General features: G+C 51.6%; 14 protein-coding genes and 2 pseudogenes. 11 read left to right on the top strand and 5 right to left on the bottom strand.

What is annotated here, in order from left to right; translation table 11 throughout:
- Position 1 precedes the first annotated feature (1 nt).
- A complete protein-coding gene (locus tag C0K55_RS01905; protein ID WP_000258263.1) occupies positions 2-358 on the bottom strand; it encodes an ArsC family reductase in 357 nt (118 codons plus the stop codon).
- A gap of 378 nt (positions 359-736) precedes the next feature.
- On the opposite strand from C0K55_RS01905, the gene ypfM reads away from it, so the two are divergent.
- Positions 737-796 (top strand): protein YpfM, encoded by a 60-nt coding sequence (gene ypfM, locus C0K55_RS01900; RefSeq protein WP_001386977.1) that lies wholly within the window; start codon positions 737-739, stop codon positions 794-796.
- 98 nt (positions 797-894) lie between these two features.
- On the opposite strand, the gene acrD is transcribed toward ypfM, so the two are convergent.
- Positions 895-4,008 carry a multidrug efflux RND transporter permease AcrD gene (gene acrD / locus C0K55_RS01895; protein WP_085449137.1) on the bottom strand — a complete coding sequence of 1,038 codons (3,114 nt, stop codon included), beginning with the start codon at positions 4,006-4,008 and terminating at the stop codon, positions 895-897.
- A 1,373-nt stretch (positions 4,009-5,381) separates the two neighbouring features.
- Between acrD and C0K55_RS01890 the strand changes: the two are divergent.
- Positions 5,382-8,735 (top strand): annotated as a pseudogene (locus C0K55_RS01890) (autotransporter outer membrane beta-barrel domain-containing protein); the annotation flags it as partial.
- 108 nt (positions 8,736-8,843) lie between these two features.
- On the opposite strand, the gene narQ reads toward C0K55_RS01890, so the two are convergent.
- Positions 8,844-10,544, bottom strand: a complete 1,701-nt coding sequence (gene narQ / locus C0K55_RS01885; RefSeq protein WP_010378985.1) for a nitrate/nitrite two-component system sensor histidine kinase NarQ — start codon at positions 10,542-10,544, stop codon at positions 8,844-8,846.
- Between the two features lie 205 nt (positions 10,545-10,749).
- On the opposite strand from narQ, the gene aegA reads away from it, so the two are divergent.
- From aegA to C0K55_RS01870, 3 genes and pseudogenes are all read left to right on the top strand, one after another.
- On the top strand, positions 10,750-12,729 hold the full coding sequence (aegA, locus tag C0K55_RS01880) for a formate-dependent uric acid utilization protein AegA (protein WP_105266006.1): 1,980 nt from the start codon (positions 10,750-10,752) through the stop codon (positions 12,727-12,729).
- Positions 12,730-12,796: 67 nt separating this feature from the next.
- Entirely contained in the window at positions 12,797-13,372 is a 576-nt protein-coding gene (gene nudK / locus C0K55_RS01875; protein ID WP_000193712.1) for a GDP-mannose pyrophosphatase NudK, read from the top strand.
- Positions 13,373-13,497: 125 nt separating this feature from the next.
- Positions 13,498-14,541, top strand: a pseudogene (locus C0K55_RS01870) (DUF1176 domain-containing protein).
- 95 nt (positions 14,542-14,636) lie between these two features.
- Here C0K55_RS01870 and tkt read toward each other — a convergent pair.
- Both tkt and tal read right to left on the bottom strand, forming a co-directional pair.
- The gene (tkt, locus tag C0K55_RS01865; protein WP_105266007.1) at positions 14,637-16,640 is read right to left on the bottom strand and encodes a transketolase; all 2,004 of its coding nucleotides are present in this window, start codon (positions 16,638-16,640) and stop codon (positions 14,637-14,639) included.
- A 19-nt stretch (positions 16,641-16,659) separates the two neighbouring features.
- Positions 16,660-17,610, bottom strand: a complete 951-nt coding sequence (gene tal, locus C0K55_RS01860; RefSeq protein ID WP_001003730.1) for a transaldolase — start codon at positions 17,608-17,610, stop codon at positions 16,660-16,662.
- A 285-nt stretch (positions 17,611-17,895) separates the two neighbouring features.
- Here tal and maeB point away from each other — a divergent pair, with 285 nt between their 5' ends.
- The 6 genes from maeB to pta all read left to right on the top strand — a co-directional run bounded on the left by maeB (position 17,896) and on the right by pta (position 23,783).
- On the top strand, positions 17,896-20,175 hold the full coding sequence (gene maeB / locus C0K55_RS01855; protein ID WP_000342663.1) for an NADP-dependent oxaloacetate-decarboxylating malate dehydrogenase: 2,280 nt from the start codon (positions 17,896-17,898) through the stop codon (positions 20,173-20,175).
- A 291-nt stretch (positions 20,176-20,466) separates the two neighbouring features.
- On the top strand, positions 20,467-20,802 hold the full coding sequence (eutS, locus tag C0K55_RS01850) for an ethanolamine utilization microcompartment protein EutS (protein WP_000356954.1): 336 nt from the start codon (positions 20,467-20,469) through the stop codon (positions 20,800-20,802).
- A 12-nt stretch (positions 20,803-20,814) separates the two neighbouring features.
- On the top strand, positions 20,815-21,294 hold the full coding sequence (eutP, locus tag C0K55_RS01845; RefSeq protein ID WP_105266008.1) for an ethanolamine utilization acetate kinase EutP: 480 nt from the start codon (positions 20,815-20,817) through the stop codon (positions 21,292-21,294).
- Positions 21,269-21,970: an ethanolamine utilization acetate kinase EutQ gene (eutQ, locus tag C0K55_RS01840; RefSeq protein WP_000733938.1), complete on the top strand. Its 702-nt coding sequence runs from the start codon at positions 21,269-21,271 to the stop codon at positions 21,968-21,970. Before eutP ends, eutQ begins: the two co-directional genes overlap by 26 nt.
- Positions 21,967-22,770 (top strand): ethanolamine utilization cob(I)yrinic acid a,c-diamide adenosyltransferase EutT, encoded by an 804-nt coding sequence (eutT, locus tag C0K55_RS01835; RefSeq protein ID WP_000651314.1) that lies wholly within the window; start codon positions 21,967-21,969, stop codon positions 22,768-22,770. Before eutQ ends, eutT begins: the two co-directional genes overlap by 4 nt.
- Complete coding sequence (gene pta, locus C0K55_RS01830; RefSeq protein WP_000583002.1) at positions 22,767-23,783, top strand: phosphate acetyltransferase; 1,017 nt, start codon at positions 22,767-22,769, stop codon at positions 23,781-23,783. Before eutT ends, pta begins: the two co-directional genes overlap by 4 nt.
- Positions 23,784-23,821 lie beyond the last annotated feature (38 nt).

The following is a 23,821-nucleotide window of genomic DNA, read 5'->3' as shown; positions in this document are numbered from 1 at the left end:
ACTACACCTCATGGAAAAATTGCTGATAACTGGATTCACTGAAACCCAGCAGCATAGGCTTCCCGGGCGCGCAGAGCAATGGGCGTTTGATAATTGCAGGCATTTCAGTCATTAATGCCGCAGCAGACGCCGCATCGGTGATTTTATTGCGAGTGATTTCGTCCAGTTTACGCCAGGTGGTGCCACGGGTGTTGAGTAACGCTTCCCAGCCTAATTCGTTGATAAATGAGTTCAGCAATTCACTGTCCAGACCATCAACACGGTAATCGTGAAAGCGAAAGTCAATGCTATTGGTTTCCAGCCAACGGCGGGCTTTTTTAATGGTGTCACAGTTTTTGATGCCGTAAAGGGTAACCATAATGAATCCTTTTGCGATTATTAAGAATAAATAATCATTTAACGGGCAATACATTTCCCCTGCAAATGATTGTCAGAGAATATAACATTATTAAGGTATTTCACTTAACAACTATTAAATAATTGTGAGCAGTTTGAACGCAATTATTAAGAATATTCCCCTAGGTATCTGTCTGTATTTCAAGCAGAATTGATTCAGTATTAGAATCCGTATGAATATGTTGAAATGTTGCTTTGCATCACATAAAAATCCCTGTCTCAGGGCCATAGTATTTACATAGGTTTTGCCCCGGAGGTAGTAATCACAGCAATCGAATAAATTAGCTTCACCACGGTATATTGTTTCCGTAGAATACCCATAATTATAAGAGAGGTTGTTATGATTGAACGTGAACTGGGGAACTGGAAAGACTTTATCGAAGTTATGCTTCGTAAGTAATTACCAGGACAAAAGGTAAAATGAAAGAACCTGATGAACAGGTTCTTTATCAGAAAGTTGAAAAAGGCGACACGTTGGCATGTCGCCTTTTTTATTGTTTATTCCGGCCGGGGTTTCAGCGGGAAGCGGCGACGTACCAGCACAAAGAATAGCGGTACGAAGTAAATTGCCAGAATGGTAGCGGAAATCATCCCCCCCATTACGCCAGTACCAACCGCATGTTGTCCGCCGGAGCCAGCACCGCTGCTGACTGCCATCGGCAGTACGCCGAAGACAAACGCCAGCGAGGTCATTAAAATCGGGCGTAAACGCTGGCGGCAGGCATAAAGCGTTGCTTCAAAAAGGTCGTGGCCTTTTTGATTCATCTCGTTAGCGAACTCGACAATCAGAATGGCGTTTTTCGCTGATAAACCAATGACCGTTAACAGTCCCACCTGGAAATAAACATCGTTTTCCAGCCCACGCATCCAGGTTGCCAGCAGCGCGCCGATAACCCCCAATGGCACGACCAGCATCACCGAGAACGGCACCGACCAGCTTTCGTACAGTGCTGCCAGACACAGGAACACGACCAGCAATGAAATCGCATACAGCGCCGGAGCCTGCGCGCCGGAAAGCCGTTCCTGATACGACATTGCCGTCCACTCCAGACCGAAGCCATTCGGCAATTGCTGAACTAACGATTCCATAATATCCATTGCAGTACCGGTACTGACGCCCGGCGCAGCTTCCCCGACAATCTCTACCGCGGAATAACCGTTATAGCGTTCCAGACGCGGCGAACCTGTTTCCCAGCGGGAGGTCGCGAAGGCAGAGAAAGGCACCATGCCGCCGTCTTTGTTACGCACATACCACAGATTGATGTCATCTGGCAGCATGCGATACGGCGCGGCAGCCTGCACATAGACTTTCTTCACGCGACCGCGATCCATAAAGTCATTTACATAGCTCGAACCCCACGCGGTTTGCAGCGTGTCGTTAATATCGTCAATGGCAACGCCCAGCGCCTGGGCTTTACGTTGGTCGATATCAATCTGCAACTGCGGACTGTCATCAAGACCATTATGGCGCACACGGGTTAATTCCGGGTTTTCTGCCGCCAGCGCCAGTAACTGGTTACGTGCAGCCATTAGCGCATCGTGACCCGCCCCGGCGTGGTCCTGCAACTCCATATCAAAACCCGCAGAACTGCCAAGACCGCTAATTGCTGGCGGGCTGCTGGCAATAACTCGGGCTTCTTTAATCTTATTAAATTCTTTCGTTGCACGTTCGATAATGGCAAACGAGGTGCCGGTTTTACTGTCGCGTTCGCTCCAGTCTTTCAGGCGGATAAACATCCGCGCCACGTTTTGGCCGTTGCCGCCAGGGCCAGAACCGACCGTGGCAAACACCGACGTGATGTTGTCTTTCTCATGAGTGAAGTAATACTTCTCGATCTGTTCCACCACTTTCAGGGTTTGTTGCTGGGTCGAGCCGCTGGGCAACTGCACCGAGGTGGTGAACATGCCACGGTCTTCCAGTGGCAGAAACGACGTTGGCAGACGCAGGAACAGAAACACCATGCCGCCAAGTAGCAGGACATAAATCACAATCCAGCGCAGGCTGCGGTGGAGAATTTTCGCCACCCCTTTTTCGTAGCGTTCGGCGTTGCGGTTGAACATCTGGTTAAACCAGGCAAAAAAGCCTTTCTGCCCGTGATGCTCACCTTTTTTCAGTGGCTTAAGTAGCGTGGCGCACAGTGCCGGAGTGAGAATCATCGCCACCAGTACCGACAGCACCATCGCCGCAACAATAGTGATGGAGAACTGGCGATAGATAGCCCCGGTGGTGCCGCCGAAGAAGGCCATTGGCACAAAAACAGCCGAAAGCACCATCGCAATCCCGACCAGCGCGCCCTGGATCTGACTCATCGATTTCCGCGTCGCCTCGCGGGGCGAAAGTCCGTCTTCGCTCATAATACGTTCGACGTTTTCCACCACCACGATGGCGTCATCCACCAGCAGGCCGATCGCCAGCACCATCGCGAACATGGTTAAGGTGTTGACGCTGTAACCGAAGGCGTAAAGCACGGAGAAGGTTCCCATCAACACTACCGGTACGGCGATAGTCGGAATCAGCGTGGCACGGAAGTTTTGCAGGAACAGGTACATGACGAGGAAAACCAGTGCGATAGCTTCCAGCAGAGTTTTCACCACGTCTTCAATGGAGGCCTTAACAAACGAGGTGGTTTCATATGCCACCTTGTACTCCAGTCCGGGGGGGAAATACTGCGCCAGTTCATCCAGACGGTTGAGCACCAGCTCCGCCGTTGCCATTTCGTTCGCGCCGGAGGCCAGTTTTACTCCCAGACCCGAGGCTGGCTTACCATTAAAGCGGCTAAGATAATCATATTTCTCCGCTCCCATTTCGACGGTGGCGACATCGCCCAGCCTTACTTCTGAACCGTCCTGATTCACCCGCAAGGTGATATCACGGAACTGTTCAGGCGTTTGCAACAGCGACTGAGCGTTAATGGTGGCATTTAGCGCCTGTTTATCAACAGAAGGTGTTCCGCCAAGTTGCCCAACCGCAATCTGCGCATTCTGCGACTCAATGGCATCAGTGACATCTTTGGCGGTCATCTGGAAACTGTTCAGTTTTGCCGGATCAAGCCAGATACGCATCGAATACTGCGAACCGTAAGCGTCAATATCACCAACGCCATTAACACGGCTTAACGGATCCTGAATATTACTGGCAACATAATCGGCAATATCCTGTTTATCCATTGAACCATCAGTAGAGACGAAGGCAATGGTCAGAATATTGGTATCGCCGGTTTTACGTACCGTTACGCCCTGATTTTGCACCGCCTGGGGGAGTTTACGCATGGCTGATTGCAACTGGTTTTGCACCTGTTGCACTGCTTCGTCCGGGTCTGTGCCTGCTTTAAAACTGAGCGTCACCGACGCCTGGCCGGTGCCGCTGCTTTGTGACGACATATACATCAGGTTATCGAGGCCAGTCATATTCTGCTCAATAACCTGGGTCACGGTGTTTTCCAGCGTCTGGGCCGACGCGCCAGGATAGTTAGCCGTTACTCGCACATTAGGGGGGGCGAGATCCGGGTATTGTTCAACAGGCAATGAAAAAATCGCCAGGGTTCCTGTCAGACACAACAGGATTGCCAGTACCCAGGCAAAAATGGGGCGATCAATAAAGAAATTCGCCATTAAAAGAGGACCTCGTGTTTCTGCGTATCGTTATGGGCATACCTTGCTTCACTGTAGCGGCAAGGTACGAGCCAATCGTGGAGAAAAAAAGGAGATAATGTAAATTATCAGCACTCTGTAGCAAAGTTTGCATAAGCGTAAAGTAACGGCAGCTATCTCTTTCCATTGCGGTGCATGAACGGAATGTTTTTCTAATTTGTTGAATTTTTAATAAAAAATATAGCGGTTTTTTATTTTGATATCGCAAGGAAGAGCATCATTCGAACCCTGTCAGCGAAAACTCACCTTTACAAATGTAAAGCCGCAGCAGGATGTTAACAAAATTTCTTCTTAACGGAATCGTTGCCCGGCATCGTTTTTCCCGGAGAGCTTGCAAAAAGCGGATATTTCGTTTGTCTGGTTCCATATCAATAAGCGAGGAAACTGCTCGTTTTTGCTGACGCTCATCAACATACTAAACACTATTTTATGACTTCTGCTAATAATCATATGAATATATAGAGATATTAAATCGATGTCATGTATGATTCTTGTATTTTGTTTGTGTGGAATTATTTTTGATATCTATTGTTTTATACGAATATGACTTGCTCTCTATCTTATTAATTAACGTCGGGTATCTTTTTCCTCTATGGTTCTTAAAATGAGAAGACCATTTTTTTGGTTGAAAATCATGTGCTAAGTGATGTGGTAAATATTCTTAGCTTTCTGAGAAAATATTTTAATCATCTTGGTAGGTACACCGTGAACTATTCTTCATATGGATCGATCTATAAAAACTATATGACTTTATTTAAATAAACTGTTACTATTTTTAATATCTATTTCATGGAGGGGGTGTCGCTCCGGATGAACTATTGCCAATAAAATGTATTGGCATGGTTTGCAATGGTTTTTTATTAACTTTTGCATTATGTGTGTTTATGTTTATTGATTATAATTAATTGATTTTATTTATATTTTTTCTTTGTGCGGAACATTTTAAAGACTGTTTTGGCACCTTGTTTCAGGCAGGCTAACAGTAGTCCACTATTAACTAGTGAACGGTAGATGAAGATGTAATATGGAAGTGATTAATCACTAACTTGTCGATAATAATGATTTTACGTTGTTGGTTAAATATCAGCAACGGTGGCGTGTTAGCGCCAAAAATAAAAAACTTTACTCTGATGAATGTTTTTGGATGTTTTTCAATACTTGTTATGGGTAAGGGGGATATTGCGCCAAATTTTATTAAATTATATTGCGCGCAATATGTGTTTATTACCAGAGCATTGGGATAAAAAGTTCTCTGTTATGAAAATCATAATAGGTGAGTTTGTTTCTTTCCTCAAAATAAGGCGCTTTATTGAACTTTAATTAAAAAGGAATAATACGTGCTGGCGAACCTGACGACATTTAGCGGTGGCACCACCACGCTGGCGGCGGGTTCAACGCTTAACACCGGCGTATTCACCCAGCAGGATGGCAGCGTTCTGAATATCAACCTTGGGGAAGACGCCAGTAGCCCAATCATCACCGCCGACAGCGCCTCGCTGGACGGTACGCTGAATATTACTGGGGTGGGTAATATTCAGGAGCCGCTCAGCCATGATCCCTACACCTTCACGCTGATCGACACCGATGACACCATCAACGGCGACTTTGACGACCTGACCATCGCCGGAATGAAGACGAGAGCGATCGACTTCCTGACGGTCGCGGGTCGTATTAACCCCACGGATAACTCGCAGTACGAGCTCGCCACCTCGCTGTCCTGGTACGCAGATGAAAACAGTGCGGTCACAGATGCTCACGGAACCTTTACCCTGAGCGATCCCGATGGCAGCTTTACGCTGAACACCATACTGGCCGATGTTGCCCCGAACGACGCCACTCGCTGGGATGGTTCAACGCTGACCAAAGCGGGTGACGGCACGCTTATCCTGAAGGCGGCGAATGCTTACAGCGGCAACACGCTCGTTAACGGTGGCACCCTGATTGCCGGAGTCGATAACTCGCTGGGTGAAGAGGGGGGGCTGGAGCTGGAATCTGGCTCCACCTTTGACCTGGATGGCATGAGCCAGAACCTTGAGTACGTATATGGCGATGTCGGGAGCACGCTGGATCTGGACGGAGGTAAATTGACTCTGGGAGGCGACAGCTATATGACCTCCTGGTTTAACGGCATCGTGACCGGCGGCGGCCTGCTGGATGTGTACGGCGATCTTATTATCGGGCAGACGAGCGATCTCAGCGGACTGAGTGCGAGTATCGACATTGAGCAGTATGCCGTGGTGGAGGCTCAAACCCTGGAACTTGGCAGTGGGCGTATTGTGGCTGATGGCCTGCTGCTCATTGAATCCGCATCCGGTACTCTGGATAACAACATCAGCGGCAGCGGCGATGTCTGGAGCACAGGCGATACCACCCTCAGCGGTGACAATAGCGGGTTTAGCTGCTCCTGGACCCTCCGTAATTATGCCAGTTTCCGGGTGGCTGATGCTTCCGCGCTTGGCACGGGTAAAGTGGTGAAACAGGGCGCTAACGCCATCACCATTGCGCATGCCAACACTTACAGCGGCGGCACGCTGATTGCCGAAGGCACGCTGAATGCCAGTGACGTTGGTGCGCTGGGGATGGGCGACGTGGATAACTACGCCATGCTGAATCTGAATGCGGCGGGAGAATATGTACTGGCGAACCTGACGACGTTTAGCGGCGGCACCACCTCGCTGGCGGCGAGCGCAACGCTCAGTACGACCGTGCTTGACCAGCAGGAGGGCAGCGTGCTGAGCATTGATTTAGGCGCGGATGCCAGTAGCCCAATCATTACCGCCGACAGCGTCAGCCTGAACGGCACGCTGAATATCACCGGGATTGGCAATATTCAGGATCCGCTTACCCATGCCCCTTACGCCTTCACGCTGATCGATGCCGACAGCGCCATTAGTGGGGACTTTGACGACCTGACCGTCGCCGGAATCGAAGCCAAAGAAACGGATTTCCTGACGGTTGACAGCCGTGTAGTACCCGCCGATAACTCGCAATACGAACTGACGGCGTCACTCTCCTGGTATGCGGATGAAAATAATGCGGCGACGGATGCGCACGGCATCTTTACCCTCAGCGATCCCGATGGCAGCTTTACGCTGAATACGGTGCTGGCGGATGTCGACCCGAACAGCGTGACTGGCTGGGATGGCAAAACGCTGACCAAAGCGGGTGACGGCACGTTGATCCTGAACACTGCCAACACTTACAGCGGTGAAACTCGCGTCACCGAAGGCACATTGTGGCTGACGGATACCGGAGTAATTGGCGTGCCGGATGCGTCTGGCCAGGGGGCTGTAAATGTTGACTCTGGTGCCACTTTCGGCGGCAGCGGCGTAGTGAACGGCGATGTCTACAACAGTGGCAAGATTGCTATGAGCCATGAAGGCGAAACGGGCAACACACTAACCATCAACGGTAACTACACTGGCGACAACGGTAATCTGTATTTCAACACGCAACTGGGCGACGACAGTTCACCAACCGATAAACTGGTCATCTCCGGTGATACTTCGGGTAACACGACGGTCTATGTTGCTAACGTCAATGGTAAAGGCGCACAGACGAAAAATGGTATTGAAGTGATCGATGTCGGCGGCCAGTCAGAAGGTGTCTTTACCCAGGGTAACCAGGTGCAGATTGGGCTGTATGAATACCGTCTGTATGAAGATGAAGGCGACTGGTATTTACGCTCACAATCCACCGTTCCACCGGAACCGGATGATAGTGGCGATGTCCCGGTAACGCCGCAATATCGCCCTGATATCGGCGCTTACCTCGGTAACCAGTGGATGGTGCGTAACCTGCAAATGCAGACGTTGTGCGATCGCGAAGGTAGTCAGTACCATAATGAAGATGGCAGTGTCTGGATGCGTTTCAAGGCGGGTAATGCCGGGTCGCAGGCGGCTGACGGCAATGTTGATATCAACAACAACTATTCGCAGTTTCAGTTGGGCGGCGATATCCTGGCGTGGGATAACGACAGGCAGAGTCTGAAAGTCGGCGTGATGGCCAGTTACATCAACGCAGACACCGACAGCGAGGGTAATCGTGGCGCGGACGGCAGTCGGTTCAGCGCGACAGGTAATGTTGATGGCTACAATCTCGGAGTATATGCGACCTAGTTTGCTGATGCGCAAAACCATCAAGGGGTTTATGTCGATAGCTGGTATCAGTATGGCTTCTACAACAACAGCGTGAGTAACGGTGATGTAGGTTCTGAGGGTTATGACTCCACGGCACATGCCATCTCGCTGGAGACGGGCTACCGCCACGATATTGCGCTGAGTAACCAGAATACAGTGAGCCTGATACCACAGGCGCAGGCGACCTGGCAGAAGTATGATGCTGACAGCGTTATCGACAATAACGGCACTCGTATTGACGATCAGGATAGTGATAGCTGGACCACCCGTCTGGGGCTGCGTGTGGATGGTAAATTGCACAGGAACGCAACATCCATGATCCAGCCATTTGCCGAAGTGAACTGGTTGTACACTAGCGGTGATGTTTCAGTTTCGTTCGATGGCGCGGAGATGAAACAGGATAGCCCGACTAACCGGGCGCAGGCGAAAGTAGGGATTCAGGCGAACCAGGACTGCCAGTGGAGTATTACTGGCCAGGTTGTTGGTGAGACAGGAAGCCATAACTATAACGATCTTAATGGCAGTCTGAACCTGCGTTACAGTTGGTAAAATACAGAGGGCTTACCCGGTGTTGTTTCGCAGCCGGGTAAGTAAATGTATCAGGCTTATATCAGTCGTAGAGCCTTATTTAAAGTCGGCTTATTTCGAGCATGGATGTCAAATAAGCTGGCTTTCCTCACCCTCCGCAGAGCGAAAGCTAATACTCACTAACGTGCCACCGCCAGAAGGTTGCGAAAAAGTCAGCGTACCACCCAGCCGTTCTGCACGCTCGCGCATGATATTCAGACCATAATGACCTTCGGGCTCTTTCGGTTCACCGATGCCGATACCGTTATCACGGATATAGACCGTGTGATTGCCGTCCGGCGCGGTGACGCAACTGACGGCAATTTCGCTGGCGTTGGCGTGCTTCATCGCATTCAGCACCGCCTCGCGAATAATTTGCAACAAATGCACTTGCATTTGTGCATCCAGCGCCAGGGTTGGCAGACGGCAGTCGAGCGTCAGTCTGGCACTGGTTTGGTTTTGCAACGCATCCAGCATTTCACGCAGCGCAGAGGGGAGATCCGCCTGCTGGAGTGTCAGACGGAAAGTGGTCAACAGCTCGCGCAACTGCCGATAAGCATCATTCAACGCCTGGGAAAAATCGGCCATGATACTTTGTGCGGTGGCGTTATCTTCCGGTATCGAACGCTTCAGTAATGTCAACTGGATACGTAAGTAAGAAAGCACCTGTGCCAGCGAGTCGTGCAACTCGCGGGCGATGGTTGCGCGTTCTTCCATCAACAGCAACTGCTGAAAATGCTTCTGCGCCTGATTAAAGTACAAACCACGACCCAGCATCGACGAAACGCTGTTAAGCAGCGGTTCTGACGCTGACACGTTACTATTTTGCCAGTGTAGTTCGCCATATACTGTCTCTTGCATGGTCACCGGCAAAATTTGCATCGGCAGTTCAGGGTTTGGCTTTCCTTCGCTAATCCGCCAGTTTTCACCAACGTTAAGCTCCAGGTAATCAGCCGCTTCATTGTCGCGAACAATCTGCAAAATATGACGGAAACAATGTACATCAATCTGGCTGGTATTTAGCGCCTGCGAGCATTGGTACAGCACTTCCAGACGGCGCTTCGCTTCGTGGAGATCGCGGGTTTTTTCTTCTACTGACGCCTCCAGCGAGCGGTACAACTTATGCAGCTCGCTCGACATCTGGTTAAAGGTTTTTGCAAGCAGCCCCAGTTCATTCGGCAGGCTGGTATCCAGTGGCGGTGAGTCGAACTGCCCGTGTTCAATACGCTGACTGGCGGTCACCAGATGATTCAGAGGGGCAACCACCTGATGGCGTATGCGGCGCAGAGTAAAAAAGACCAGCGTGAAAATACCGATGCCGCCAGCCAGAGAAATCGCCACCACCAGCAGCATTTTGCGTTCAGCGTAGTGCTGCAAAGCCAGCACGAACAGGTCTATCTGATTGACATAACTATTGATATTAGCCTGATACCACGGCAAATCGCCGTTAATGAGCCGGTTATTCATCTCCAGCCAGTTGGCATTTAAATGCGCATAGCGAGTTTTTACCGCTTCTGGCACATACCAGACGTTGAGATTGGTTAATACCGGTGAATGCAGTGCCTGCTGGAACAGTTGGCGATGCGCATTGAGCTGCGGGCTGCCGCGTTGCAGATCGTAACCCAAACGATAACTTTGCATACGTAGCGATCCGGCAATATTGATCGCTTCGGCATCGCGCAAACTGCTCGCCAAAGTTAGCAGAGCAATACCAGTGGAAAGGATCGACAGCAGCACAATGTAAAAAAAGGCCCGGGCCAGACTGGCCGAGACGGGTCGTTTGACAATCACACGCGTCTTCTCCACATAAAATAATTAATGTTTCAGGTCGCTGAAACGCAATTTAATAAGCGATGAGATTATTTGATCTGCCACAGTTTATAGCGAAATAGTTACTTGCCCTGGGCAAATGAATATTGCCGATTCCCCTGTAAGTCGGGTAATAACAACACTCATATAAAGAATAAGGTTTTTACAACCAAAAAAGAAGGTCGTTATGAATCGTTTTATTATGGCCAACAGTCAGCAATGTCTGGGTTGTCATGCTTGTGAAATCGCCTGTGTCATGGCTCACAATGATGAACAACATGTCTTGAGCCAACACCATTTTCACCCCCGAATTACGGTTATTAAACATCAGCAACAGCGTAGTGCGGTAACCTGCCATCACTGCGAAGATGCGCCCTGTGCCCGTAGCTGCCCCAATGGCGCGATCAGCCATGTTGATGACAGTATTCAGGTCAATCAACAAAAGTGCATTGGCTGTAAATCCTGCGTGGTGGCCTGTCCGTTTGGCACCATGCAAATCGTCCTGACCCCCGTCGCTGCGGGTAAAGTGAAAGCTACAGCGCATAAATGCGACCTGTGCGCAGGGCGAGAAAACGGCCCCGCCTGTGTCGAAAACTGCCCGGCGGATGCGTTGCAACTGGTCACCGACTCCACATTATCCGGCATGGCGAAATCCCGCCGCTTACGCACCGCTCTTCAGGAACATCAACCCTGGCATGCCAGTACAACGGCACAAGAAATGCCGGTGATGAGTAAAGTTGAGCAAATGCAGGCAACGCCCGCGCGCGGCGAGCCGGATAAACTGGCAATTGAAGCGCGTAAAACTGGCTTTGATGAGATTTATCTACCGTTTCGTGCCGATCAGGCGCAGCGAGAAGCCTCGCGCTGCCTGAAGTGCGGTGAACACAGCGTCTGTGAATGGACTTGCCCGCTGCATAACCATATTCCACAGTGGATTGAACTGGTGAAAGCCGGAAACATCGACGCAGCGGTCGAGCTTTCTCACCAGACCAACACCCTGCCAGAAATTACCGGGCGTGTCTGCCCGCAAGACCGCCTGTGTGAAGGTGCTTGCACCATTCGCGATGAACACGGCGCGGTAACCATCGGCAACATTGAACGCTACATTTCGGATCAGGCGCTGGCGAAAGGCTGGCGGCCTGACTTAAGCCACGTCACCAAAGTCGACAAGCGGGTGGCGATTATCGGCGCGGGGCCGGCGGGGCTGGCTTGTGCGGATGTCCTGACGCGTAACGGTGTTGAGGTGACGGTGTACGATCGCCATCCGGAAATCGGCGGCCTGCTCACCTTTGGCATTCCTTCTTTTAAACTGGATAAATCTCTGCTGGCGCGTCGTCGGGAAATCTTCAGCGCGATGGGAATTCACTTCGAACTCAATTGTGAAGTGGGCAAAGATGTCTCTTTGGATGCGTTGCTGGAACAGTATGATGCGGTCTTCGTTGGCGTAGGTACTTACCGTTCCATGAAAGCGGGCTTACCCAATGAAGATGCGCCGGGCGTTTATGACGCTCTGCCGTTCCTCATTGCTAACACCAAACAGGTGATGGGGCTTGAAGAATTACCGGAAGAGCCGTTTATCAATACCGCCGGACTAAATGTCGTGGTACTGGGCGGTGGCGACACCGCAATGGACTGTGTGCGCACCGCGTTGCGTCACGGCGCGAGTAACGTCACCTGTGCCTATCGTCGTGACGAAGCTAACATGCCTGGCTCGAAAAAAGAGGTGAAAAACGCCCGCGAAGAGGGAGCGAACTTCGAATTTAACGTCCAGCCGGTGGCGCTTGAGCTGAATGAACAAGGTCACGTTTGCGGAATTCGTTTCCTGCGCACGCGTCTTGGTGAAGCGGATGCACAAGGACGTCGACGTCCGGTGCCGGTTGAAGGTAGTGAATTTGTCATGCCAGCCGACGCGGTGATTATGGCGTTTGGTTTTAACCCGCATGGGATGCCGTGGCTGGAGTCGCACGGTGTCAATGTGGATAAATGGGGCCGTATTGTGGCGGACGTTGAAAGCCAGTACCGTTACCAGACGACGAACCCGAAAATCTTCGCCGGTGGCGACGCCGTGCGTGGTGCGGATCTGGTGGTTACCGCAATGGCGGAAGGGCGTCATGCGGCGCAGGGAATTATTGACTGGCTGGGGGTAAAATCAGTCAAATCTCACTAATTTCATACACAGACAAACCCGACTTCACAGCGTAAGATAACAGTTCATTTCGCGCTGTGGAGTCGGTATGACGCAACAAATCACCCTCATCAAAGACAAAATTCTCTCCGATAACTATTTCACCCTGCACAACATTACTTATGATCTTACGCGCAAAGATGGCGAAGTGATCCGCCATAAACGTGAGGTTTATGATCGCGGTAATGGTGCGACGATCCTTCTGTACAACGCGAAGAAAAAGACCGTGGTGCTGATTCGTCAGTTCCGCGTTGCCACCTGGGTTAATGGCAATGAAAGTGGGCAGTTGATTGAAACCTGCGCCGGGCTGCTGGATAACGATGAACCGGAAGTCTGTATTCGCAAAGAAGCGATTGAAGAGACGGGTTATGAAGTTGGCGAAGTACGCAAATTATTTGAACTGTATATGTCGCCTGGCGGTGTAACCGAGTTAATCCACTTTTTTATCGCGGAATACAGTGACAGTCAGCGCGCTAACGCGGGTGGCGGCGTAGAAGATGAAGATATTGAAGTGCTCGAGCTGCCGTTCAGCCAGGCGCTGGAGATGATCAAAACTGGCGAGATACGTGACGGTAAGACGGTGTTATTGCTTAACTATTTGCAAGCGTCACATTTAATGGACTGAAAAGTAACAATAATATTTCGCTGATTATTATTGGCTCAATCCGATAAATCCGATTGAGCCGCGCTATCTGCGCAACGAAGATACGACTTGTGCTGTTTGTTTGAACTTCTGGGGTCGTACCGTCCATGCGCTATCGCATTTTCCTTCTCATGTTTATCGCTTTGTTGCCGACGTCTTTAGCGTGAGCAGCACCAGCGCAACGGACGTTTTCCGACTGGCAGGTCACTTGTAATAATCAAAATTTCTGCGTAGCGCGCAACACAGGCGATCACAATGGGTTGGTGATGACTCTTAGCCGCAGTGCCGGGGCGCATACCGACGCCGTTTTACGTATTGAGCGTGGTGGTTTGAAATCACCGGATGCGTTGGAAGAGGAGATAGCGCCACGACTACTATTAGATGGAAAGCCGCTGGCATTAATAGGAGATAAGTGGCGAATTTCGCCGTGGTTATTAGTGACCGATGATACGGCGACCATCACCGCGTTTTTAAAGAGGGTTCAGGATGGGAAGGCAATCACCTTACGTGACGGCGAGCAGACCATTTCTTTGAGCGGTTTAAAAGCGGCGTTGATATTTATTGATGCCCAACAAAAGCGCGTTGGTAGTGAAACCGCGTGGATCAAGAAAGGGGATGAGCCGCCGCTTAGCGTGCCGCCTGCGCCTGCACTGAAAGAGGTCGCAGTAGTGAATCCAACGCCAACGCCACTCTCACTTGAAGAACGTAACGATTTGCTGGATTACGGTAACTGGCGGATGAAGGGGCTGCGTTGTTCGCTTGACCCGTTGCGTCGTGAAGTGAGCGTCACGGCGCTGACCGACGACAAGGCATTAATGATGATTGGCTGTGAGGCTGGCGCGTATAACACCATTGATCTGGCGTGGATCGTTTCGCGTAAAAAACCGCTGGCATCGCGCCCGGTAAGGTTGCGCTTACCGTTCAACAACGGTCAGGAGACGAATGAACTGGAGTTGATGAACGCGACATTTGATGAAAAGTCGCGTGAACTGGTGACGTTAGCGAAAGGGCGTGGGTTAAGCGATTGTGGTATCCAGACTCGCTGGCGTTTTGACGGCCAGCGCTTTCGTCTGGTGCGTTACGCCGCAGAGCCAACTTGCGATAACTGGCATGGACCAGACGCCTGGCCCACGTTGTGGATCACCCGTTAAACATCATGGCGGGAACATGTAAGCCTGATAAGACGCGCCAGGCCGGATAAGACGCGTCAGCGTCGCATCCGGCAATCAGCATCCGGCAATCAGCATCAGACGCCTTTTACCCCAAGCACCTTATGCGCTTTTGCCACAATATTCTCGGCAGTAAAGCCAAAGAACGGGAATAGTTTATCCGCCGGAGCAGATTCGCCATAACCTGTCATTCCGACAATCGCCCCTTTCAGACCGACATATTTGTACCAGTAATCGGCAATACCTGCTTCTACCGCTACGCGGGCAGAAACGTTTGAGGGCAGCACCGACTCACGATATTCCTCATCCTGGGCGTCAAAAATATCCGTCGAGGGTAAGGAAACCACGCGCACATTGCGTCCTTCGCCCGCCAGTTTCTCTGCCGCTTGCAGGGTAATCTCCATCTCTGAACCGGTAGCAATCAAGATAATATCCGGCTTGCCGCCGCTGTCTTTCAACACATAACCGCCACGAGCAATCTCTTTCACCTGCTCCGGAGTGCGTTCCACCTGGGCCAGATTTTGTCTGGAGAGGATCAGCGCCGTCGGTCCGTTATGGCGCTCAACAGCCAGTTTCCAGCCCACCGCCGCTTCTACCTGATCGCACGGTCGCCAGGTGCTGAAATTCGGCGTTAAGCGCAAACTGGCCAGTTGCTCAACCGCCTGGTGCGTCGGGCCATCTTCCCCCAGACCAATCGAGTCATGGGTATAAACCATAATCTGCCGCGCTTTCATCAGTGCCGCCATACGCGCGGCGTTGCGGGCATATTCAACAAACATCAGGAACGTTGCGGTATACGGTACAAATCCACCGTGGTGCGCGATGCCGTTGGCGATAGCGGTCATACCAAATTCACGCACCCCGTAGTGAATATAATTCCCTGCCGGATCTTCCTTCAGCGACACAGAACCTTTCCAGATGGTGAGGTTGCTGGGAGCCAGATCCGCTGAACCGCCAAGCAGCTCCGGCAGCATTGGGCCGTAAGCGTTAAGCGTATTTTGCGAGGCTTTGCGGGTCGCGATTTTCGCCGGATTCGCCTGCAACTCATTGATATATTTCTGAGTCGTTTTCTCCCAGTCTTTCGGCAAACCGCCACTCATCCGGCGGGTAAACTCTTCTGCCAGTTGTGGATGGGCTTTTTTATACGCGGCAAACTTCTCATTCCAGCTCTGCTGCGCTTTTTCGCCTTTTTCGCGGGCATCCCAGGCGTGGTAAATTTCTTTGGGGATCTCAAAGGGTGGATGATGCCAGCCCAGTTTTTGCCGTGCCAGCGCCACTTCTTCTTCACCCAGTGGGGCGCCGTGCGCCTCTTCTTTACCCGCTTTATTAGGCGAGCCAAAGCCAATCACCGTGCGGCAGATAATCAGCGACGGCTTATCTTTCACGCTTTGTGCTTCGAGAATAGCTTCCTTCAGCGCTTGCGGATCGTGACCGTCGATTTCGTGGACAACATGCCAGTGATAGGCTTCAAAGCGTTTTGCCGTATCGTCGGTAAACCAGCCTTCAGTTTCACCATCAATCGAAATCCCGTTGTGATCGTAAAAACCAATCAGCTTACCGAGTCCCAGCGTTCCCGCCAGTGAACAGACCTCATGGGAGATACCTTCCATCAGGCAACCATCACCCATAAACACATAAGTGAAGTGATCGACAATCTCATGATCCGGCTGGTTAAACTGCGCCGCCAGCGTGCGTTCTGCTATCGCCAGTCCGACTGCGTTCGCCAGCCCCTGACCCAGCGGCCCCGTGGTGGTTTCTACGCCCGGCGTATAGCCAATCTCCGGGTGACCTGGTGTTTTTGAATGTAGCTGACGGAAGTTCTTCAGCTCTTCCAGCGGCAGGTCGTAACCGGTCAGATGCAGCAAACTGTAGAGCAGCATCGATGCGTGACCGTTAGAGAGAATAAAGCGGTCGCGATCATACCAGGTCGGGTCGGTGGGGTTATGTTTAAGAAAATCGTTCCACAACACTTCGGCAATATCGGCCATGCCCATCGGCGCGCCGGGATGACCAGAATTGGCTTTTTGCACCGCATCCATACTGAGCGCGCGAATCGCATTGGCAAGGTCTTTTCGGGACATAGAACACTCCGTGGCTGGTTTACAGTTTGGCGGCAAGAAGATCTTCCAGTTTGCGTTGATCGACAGCGAACAGGCGGATGCCTTCAGACAGTTTTTCTACCGCCATCGCATCCTGATTGTGTTCCCAACGAAATTCCGCTTCGCTCATAGGGGTAGGGCGCGGGAAATGCTGAGAAGGCGGGATTAATTTACGTACCACCGGCGAGACTTTTTCCTGCAATTCTTTCAGCAAGTTCGGCGCGATGGTCAGACGGTCACAACCGGTTAAAGCGAGGATTTGCTCGGTACGGCGGAAACTTGCGCCCATCACGATGGTTTCGTAACGGTGCTGTTTATAGTAGTCGTAGATATTGCGTACTGATTTGACGCCCGGATCTTCTTCTACCACATATGGGTCCATTGGTTTGCGCGCCTGATACCAGTCATAAATACGGCCCACAAACGGTGAAATCAGAAAAACGCCTGCTTCTGCGCAGGCTCGTGCCTGAGCAAAGGAAAACAGCAGCGTCAGATTGCAATTAATACCTTCTTTTTCCAGCTCTTCTGCCGCGCGAATTCCTTCCCATGTCGAAGCCAACTTGATCAGAATGCGTGACTTCTCAACGCCCTGCTGCTGGTACAAATCCACCAGATGGCGCGCTTTCTCAATACTCTTTTCTTTATCAAAAGAGAGGCGTGCATCAACTTCTGTCGACACACGACCGGGTACGATTTTGAGAATTTCTGTACCGAAATTGACCGCCAGTTTGTCACAGGCCGCGACGACTTGTTGTTCCTGGGTTTGACCGTTTTTTTTACCCCAGGCAATAGCATCGTCTATTAAATGCTCATATTGTGATAATCCGGCAGCCTTGAGTAACAGCGAAGGATTGGTGGTGGCATCCTGAGGATGGTAGTGACGAATGGACTCAATATCGCCACTGTCTGCCACGACCGTGGTGAACTGTTTGATGCCGTCTAACTCGTTCATAGGAAATACTCCTTGAAAAGTAAAGTGTTAGATGAGTGCGTTAATTCACACTTCTGACAAATTTCGCGAAACGCATCAAAAAAGCATAGCAGACAGGCATGGTATTGCTGGATTAAGCAGGTAACATCAGTGTTATAGGATTATTACCGAAACATTATTTTGATGTGGAGAGTTTGGACTTGCTCAAAGTCTGAAAGCTCCGGCAAGGTGATAATGTGCGCCACGTTGTGGGCGAAGGCAGCAACCCACACATTTTTGTGAACGTTACGTGAAAGGAACAACCAAATGGATGACCAGTTAAAACAAAGTGCACTTGATTTCCATGAATTTCCAGTCCCAGGGAAAATCCAGGTTTCTCCGACCAAACCTCTGGCAACGCAGCGTGATCTGGCGCTGGCCTATTCGCCTGGCGTCGCCGCGCCTTGTCTTGAAATCGAAAAAGATCCGTTAAAAGCCTACAAATATACAGCGCGCGGTAACCTGGTGGCGGTGATCTCTAACGGTACGGCAGTGCTGGGGCTCGGTAACATTGGAGCACTGGCAGGCAAACCGGTAATGGAAGGCAAGGGCGTTCTGTTTAAGAAATTCGCCGGGATAGATGTGTTTGACATCGAAGTTGATGAGCTGGACCCGGATAAATTTATTGAAGTGGTCGCCGCACTCGAACCGACGTTCGGTGGTATCAACCTTGAAGACATTAAAGCGCCAGAATGTTTCTACATTGAGCAGAAACTGCGCCAGCGAATGAACATTCCGGTATTCCATGACGACCAGCACGGTACGGCAATCATCAGCACCGCCGCCATCCTCAACGGCTTGCGCGTGGTGGAGAAAAATATCTCCGACGTAAGGATGGTGGTTTCTGGCGCAGGTGCAGCGGCAATCGCCTGTATGAACCTGCTGGTGGCGCTGGGTCTGCAAAAACACAACATCGTAGTTTGCGACTCAAAAGGCGTTATCTATCAGGGGCGCGAGCCGAACATGGCGGAAACCAAAGCGGCATATGCAGTTGTGGATGACGGCAAACGTACCCTCGACGATGTGATTGAAGGCGCGGATATTTTCCTCGGCTGTTCCGGCCCGAAAGTGCTGACCCAGGAGATGGTGAAGAAAATGGCTCGCGCGCCGATGATTCTGGCGCTGGCGAACCCGGAACCGGAAATTCTGCCGCCGCTGGCGAAAGAAGTGCGTCCGGACGCCATCATCTGTACCGGTCGTTCCGACTATCCGAACCAGGTCAACAACGTGCTTTGCTTCCCGTTCATCTTCCGTGGCGCGCTGGACGTTGGCGCAACGGCCATCAACGAAGAGATGAAACTGGCAGCGGTACGCGCAATTGCTGAACTGGCTCATGCGGAACAGAGCGAAGTGGTTGCTTCTGCCTATGGCGATCAGGATCTGAGCTTTGGCCCGGAATACATTATTCCTAAACCGTTCGATCCACGCCTGATCGTCAAGATCGCGCCAGCGGTGGCAAAAGCGGCAATGGAGTCCGGTGTGGCGACGCGCCCGATTGCCGACTTTGACGCCTACATCGACAAGTTGACCGAGTTCGTTTACAAAACCAACCTGTTTATGAAGCCGATTTTCTCCCAGGCTCGCAAAGCGCCGAAGCGCGTTGTCCTGCCTGAAGGGGAAGAGGCGCGCGTTCTGCACGCGACTCAGGAACTGGTAACGCTGGGACTGGCAAAACCAATTCTTATTGGTCGTCCAAATGTGATCGAAATGCGCATTCAGAAACTGGGTTTGCAGATCAAAGCGGGCGTTGATTTTGAGATCGTCAATAACGAATCCGATCCGCGCTTTAAAGAGTACTGGAGCGAATACTTCCAGATCATGAAGCGTCGTGGTGTAACTCAGGAACAGGCGCAGCGTGCTCTGATCAGCAACCCGACTGTGATCGGCGCGATCATGGTTCAGCGTGGCGAAGCCGATGCAATGATCTGCGGTACGGTGGGCGAATATCACGAACACTTCAGCGTGGTGAAAAATGTGTTTGGCTATCGCGATGGTGTTCACACCGCTGGCGCAATGAACGCGCTGCTGCTGCCGAGTGGTAACACCTTTATTGCTGATACTTACGTCAATAATGAGCCAGATGCAGAAGAGCTGGCGGAGATCACCTTGATGGCGGCAGAAACGGTCCGTCGTTTCGGTATTGAGCCGCGCGTTGCTCTGCTGTCGCATTCCAACTTCGGCTCTTCTGACTGCCCGTCGTCAAGCAAGATGCGTAAAGCGCTGGAGCTGGTGAGAGAACGTGCTCCTGAACTGATGATTGATGGTGAAATGCATGGTGACGCGGCGCTGGTAGAAGCGATTCGCAACGACCGTATGCCGGACAGCCCTTTGAAAGGTTCCGCCAATATTCTGGTGATGCCGAACATGGAAGCCGCCCGCATTAGTTACAACTTGTTGCGCGTTTCCAGCTCGGAAGGTGTGACGGTCGGCCCGGTGCTGATGGGCGTGGCAAAACCGGTTCACGTATTAACGCCAATCGCGTCAGTGCGTCGTATCGTTAACATGGTGGCGCTGGCCGTGGTTGAAGCGCAAACTCAACCGCTGTAATTCTTAATGTTAAATCACGCTTACCCTGAATTATTCGGGGTAAGCGATTTACCGCAATATATCAGAAGGGATTATTACTGGTTTTTCGAATAATAAAGTACGCCATATAAAAATAAATCAATATCAATTTAATTATATTCATGTGCTGCACGTGAAAATATATGCATTACATAAAATATCTCCCCATTCTTAGTGATCTACCTCACCTTTCAAACTCGCTTGCCGAATTTTGTTATTTACTCTGACGAAAAATTGTCACGATAGCCGCAAGTTTTTCACAGGCGGCGACTCATGGATAAAGAACGCATCATTCAGGAATTTGTGCCCGGGAAACAGGTCACGCTGGCACATCTCATTGCGCACCCTGGCGAGGAACTGGCGAAGAAAATCGGTGTTCCGGATGCAGGTGCAATCGGCATTATGACGCTAACTCCCGGAGAAACGGCGATGATTGCCGGTGATTTAGCATTGAAAGCCGCCGACGTACACATTGGTTTTCTCGACCGCTTCAGTGGTGCTCTGGTGATTTATGGCTCGGTGGGCGCAGTGGAAGAAGCTTTATTACAAACCGTTAGCGGTTTAGGGCGCTTATTAAATTATACGCTGTGTGAAATGACGAAAAGTTAATACGAGGCATTCATGAAACGAATCGCGTTTGTGGGGGCCGTCGGGGCAGGAAAAACAACGCTTTTTAATGCTTTGCAGGGGAATTACGCTCTCGCCAGAAAAACGCAGGCTGTGGAATTTAATGATAAGGGTGATATTGATACTCCAGGTGAATATTTTAGCCATCCCCGCCTGTATCACGCCTTAATTACCACGCTACAGGATGTGGACATGCTGATCTGTGTCCACGGCGCGAATGACCCGGAAAGCCGATTACCTGTCGGGTTGCTGGATATTGGCGTTATTAAACGGCAAATCGCCGTCATCAGTAAAACGGACATGCCAGATGCTGACATCGCCGCTACGCGACAGCTATTGCTTGAGACGGGCTTCGAAGAACCGATTTTCGCGCTAAACAGCCACGACCCGCAAAGCGTGCAGCAACTGGTGGATTATCTGGCATCTCTCACCGAACAGGAGGAAGCAGGTGAAAAAACTCATCACAGCGAATGATATTCGTGAAGCACATTCACGCGGCGAACAGGCAATGTCCGTGGTTCTGCGTGCCAGCATTATTACCCCGGAAGCGCGAGAAGTGGCGGCCCTGCTGGGGGTTACCATCATCGAGTGCGATGAATCGACGCCGGTAACGGCATCCGTTCCCGCCAGCGCGCCAGCCGATAAAACCGAAAACCAGCGCATCCGCGAAACCATCATCGCCCAGTTACCGGAAGGCCAGTTTACCGAAAGCCTGGTCGCGCAACTGATGGAAAAAGTGATGAAGGAAAAACAGTCGCTGGAGCAGGGCGCAATGCAGCCGAGCTTTAAATCGGTGACCGGCAAAGGCGGCATCAAAGTGATTGATGGCGGCAGCGTGAAATTTGGTCGTTTCGATGGCGCACAACCGCACTGCGTGGGCTTGACTGATCTCGTGACCGGAGACGACGGCAGCAGCATGGCCGCCGGTTTTATGCAGTGGGAGAACGCCTTCTTCCCGTGGACCCTGAACTACGACGAAATCGACATGGTACTGGAAGGGGAACTGCATGTTCGCCACGAAGGCGAAACCATGATCGCCAAAGCGGGCGATGTGATGTTTATCCCGAAAGGTTCCAGCATCGAATTTGGTACGACATCCAGCGTGAAGTTCCTGTATGTCGCCTGGCCGGCGAACTGGCAATCCCTATGAAAGATTTCATCACCGAAGCATGGCTAAGAGCAAACCATACGCTCAGCGAAGGCGCAGAGATCCATCTCCCTGCGGACAGTCGCCTGACGCCCTCTGCCCGGGAGTTGCTGGAAAGCCGCCATCTGCGCATCAAGTTTATTGATGAGCAGGGGAGTTTGTTTGTTGACGATGAACTGCAGCAGCCGCAGCGTGTTCACGGGTTGACCAGTAGCGATGAATATCCGCAAGCGTGCTGCGAACTGTGTCGCCAGCCGGTGGCAAAAAAGCCTGACACGCTGACTCACCTGTCGGCGGAAAAAATGGTCGCTAAAAGCGATCCGCGCCTGGGTTTTCGCGCTGTCCTCGACAGCACCATTGCGCTGACAGTGTGGCTGCAAATTGAACTGGCGGAACCGTGGCAGCCGTGGCTGGCGGATATCCGTTCGCGTCTTGGCAACATTATGCGTGCCGATGCGTTGGGGGAACCGCTGGCCGATCAGGCGATTGTCGGGTTTTCTGACGAAGAGCTGCATCGGCTTTCTCACCAGCCGCTGCGTTATCTCGACCACGATCATCTGGTGCCGGAAGCCAGCCACGGACGCGATGCGGCGTTGCTGAACCTGCTGCGAACCAAAGTGCGGGAAACCGAAACCGTCGCGGCGCAGGTGTTTATTACCCGCAGTTTTAACGTACTGCGTCCGGACATCTTGCAGGCGCTGAACCGCCTTTCCAGCACGGTTTACGTGATGATGATTTTGAGCGTAACGAAGCAGCCGCTAACGGTGAAACAGATCCAACAACGACTGGGGGAAACGCAATGATTATTGAACGTTGTCGTGAACTGGCGTTGCGAGCGCCCGCCAGAGTGGTTTTTCCGGATGCGTTAGACCAGCGTGTGCTGAAAGCTGCGCAATATCTGCATCAGCAAGGCCTGGCGACGCCCATTCTGGTCGCCAGTCCGTTTGAACTTCGCCAGTTTGCGTTCACTCATGGTGTGGCGATGGATGGACTACAGGCCATTGATCCGCATGGCAACCTCGCAATGCGGGAAGAATTTGCCCAGCGCTGGCTGACCCGTGCGGGAGAAAAAACGCCGCCGGATGCGCTGGAAAAACTCACCGACCCGTTGATGTTCGCCGCCGCGATGGTTAGCGCCGGTAAAGCGGATGTCTGTATCGCGGGCAATCTCTCTTCCACGGCGAATGTGTTGCGTGCCGGATTACGCATTATTGGTTTGCAACCTGACTGTAAAACGCTCTCCTCCATTTTCCTGATGTTGCCGCAGTACAGCGGCCCTGCGTTGGGTTTTGCCGATTGCAGCGTAGTGCCGCAACCAACGGCGGCGCAACTGGCTGATATCGCGCTTGCCAGCGCCGAGACATGGCGGGCTATCACCGGAGAAGAGCCGCGCGTGGCGATGCTGTCATTTTCCAGCAACGGCAGCGCCCGCCACCCCTGCGTTGCTAACGTTCAGCAGGCGACAGAAATAATCCGTGAACGCGCGCCACAACTGGTAGTGGATGGCGAGTTGCAGTTTGACGCCGCCTTTGTGCCGGAAGTGGCAGCGCAAAAAGCGCCTGCCAGCCCGCTTCAGGGCAACGCCAATGTGATGGTTTTTCCGTCGCTAGAGGCGGGAAATATTGGCTACAAAATCGCACAACGACTTGGCGGATATCGTGCCGTCGGGCCATTGATACAAGGACTTGCCGCGCCGATGCACGATCTCTCGCGTGGTTGTAGCGTGCAGGAAATTATCGAGCTGGCGCTGGTGGCCGCCGTACCGCGTCAGACAAAAGTGAACCGCGAAAGCAGTTTACCCACACTGGTTGAATGAACGGTCCCGTTCTGGACCCCTATAAAGAGGAAAACACA

The sequence above is a fragment of the Escherichia sp. MOD1-EC6098 genome, assembly GCF_002965865.1.
In the GTDB taxonomy this organism is placed as follows: Bacteria; Pseudomonadota; Gammaproteobacteria; order Enterobacterales; family Enterobacteriaceae; genus Escherichia; species Escherichia marmotae.
The sequence above is the reverse complement of the archived record's forward strand: the minus strand, read 5'-3'. Positions and strand labels throughout refer to the sequence as shown.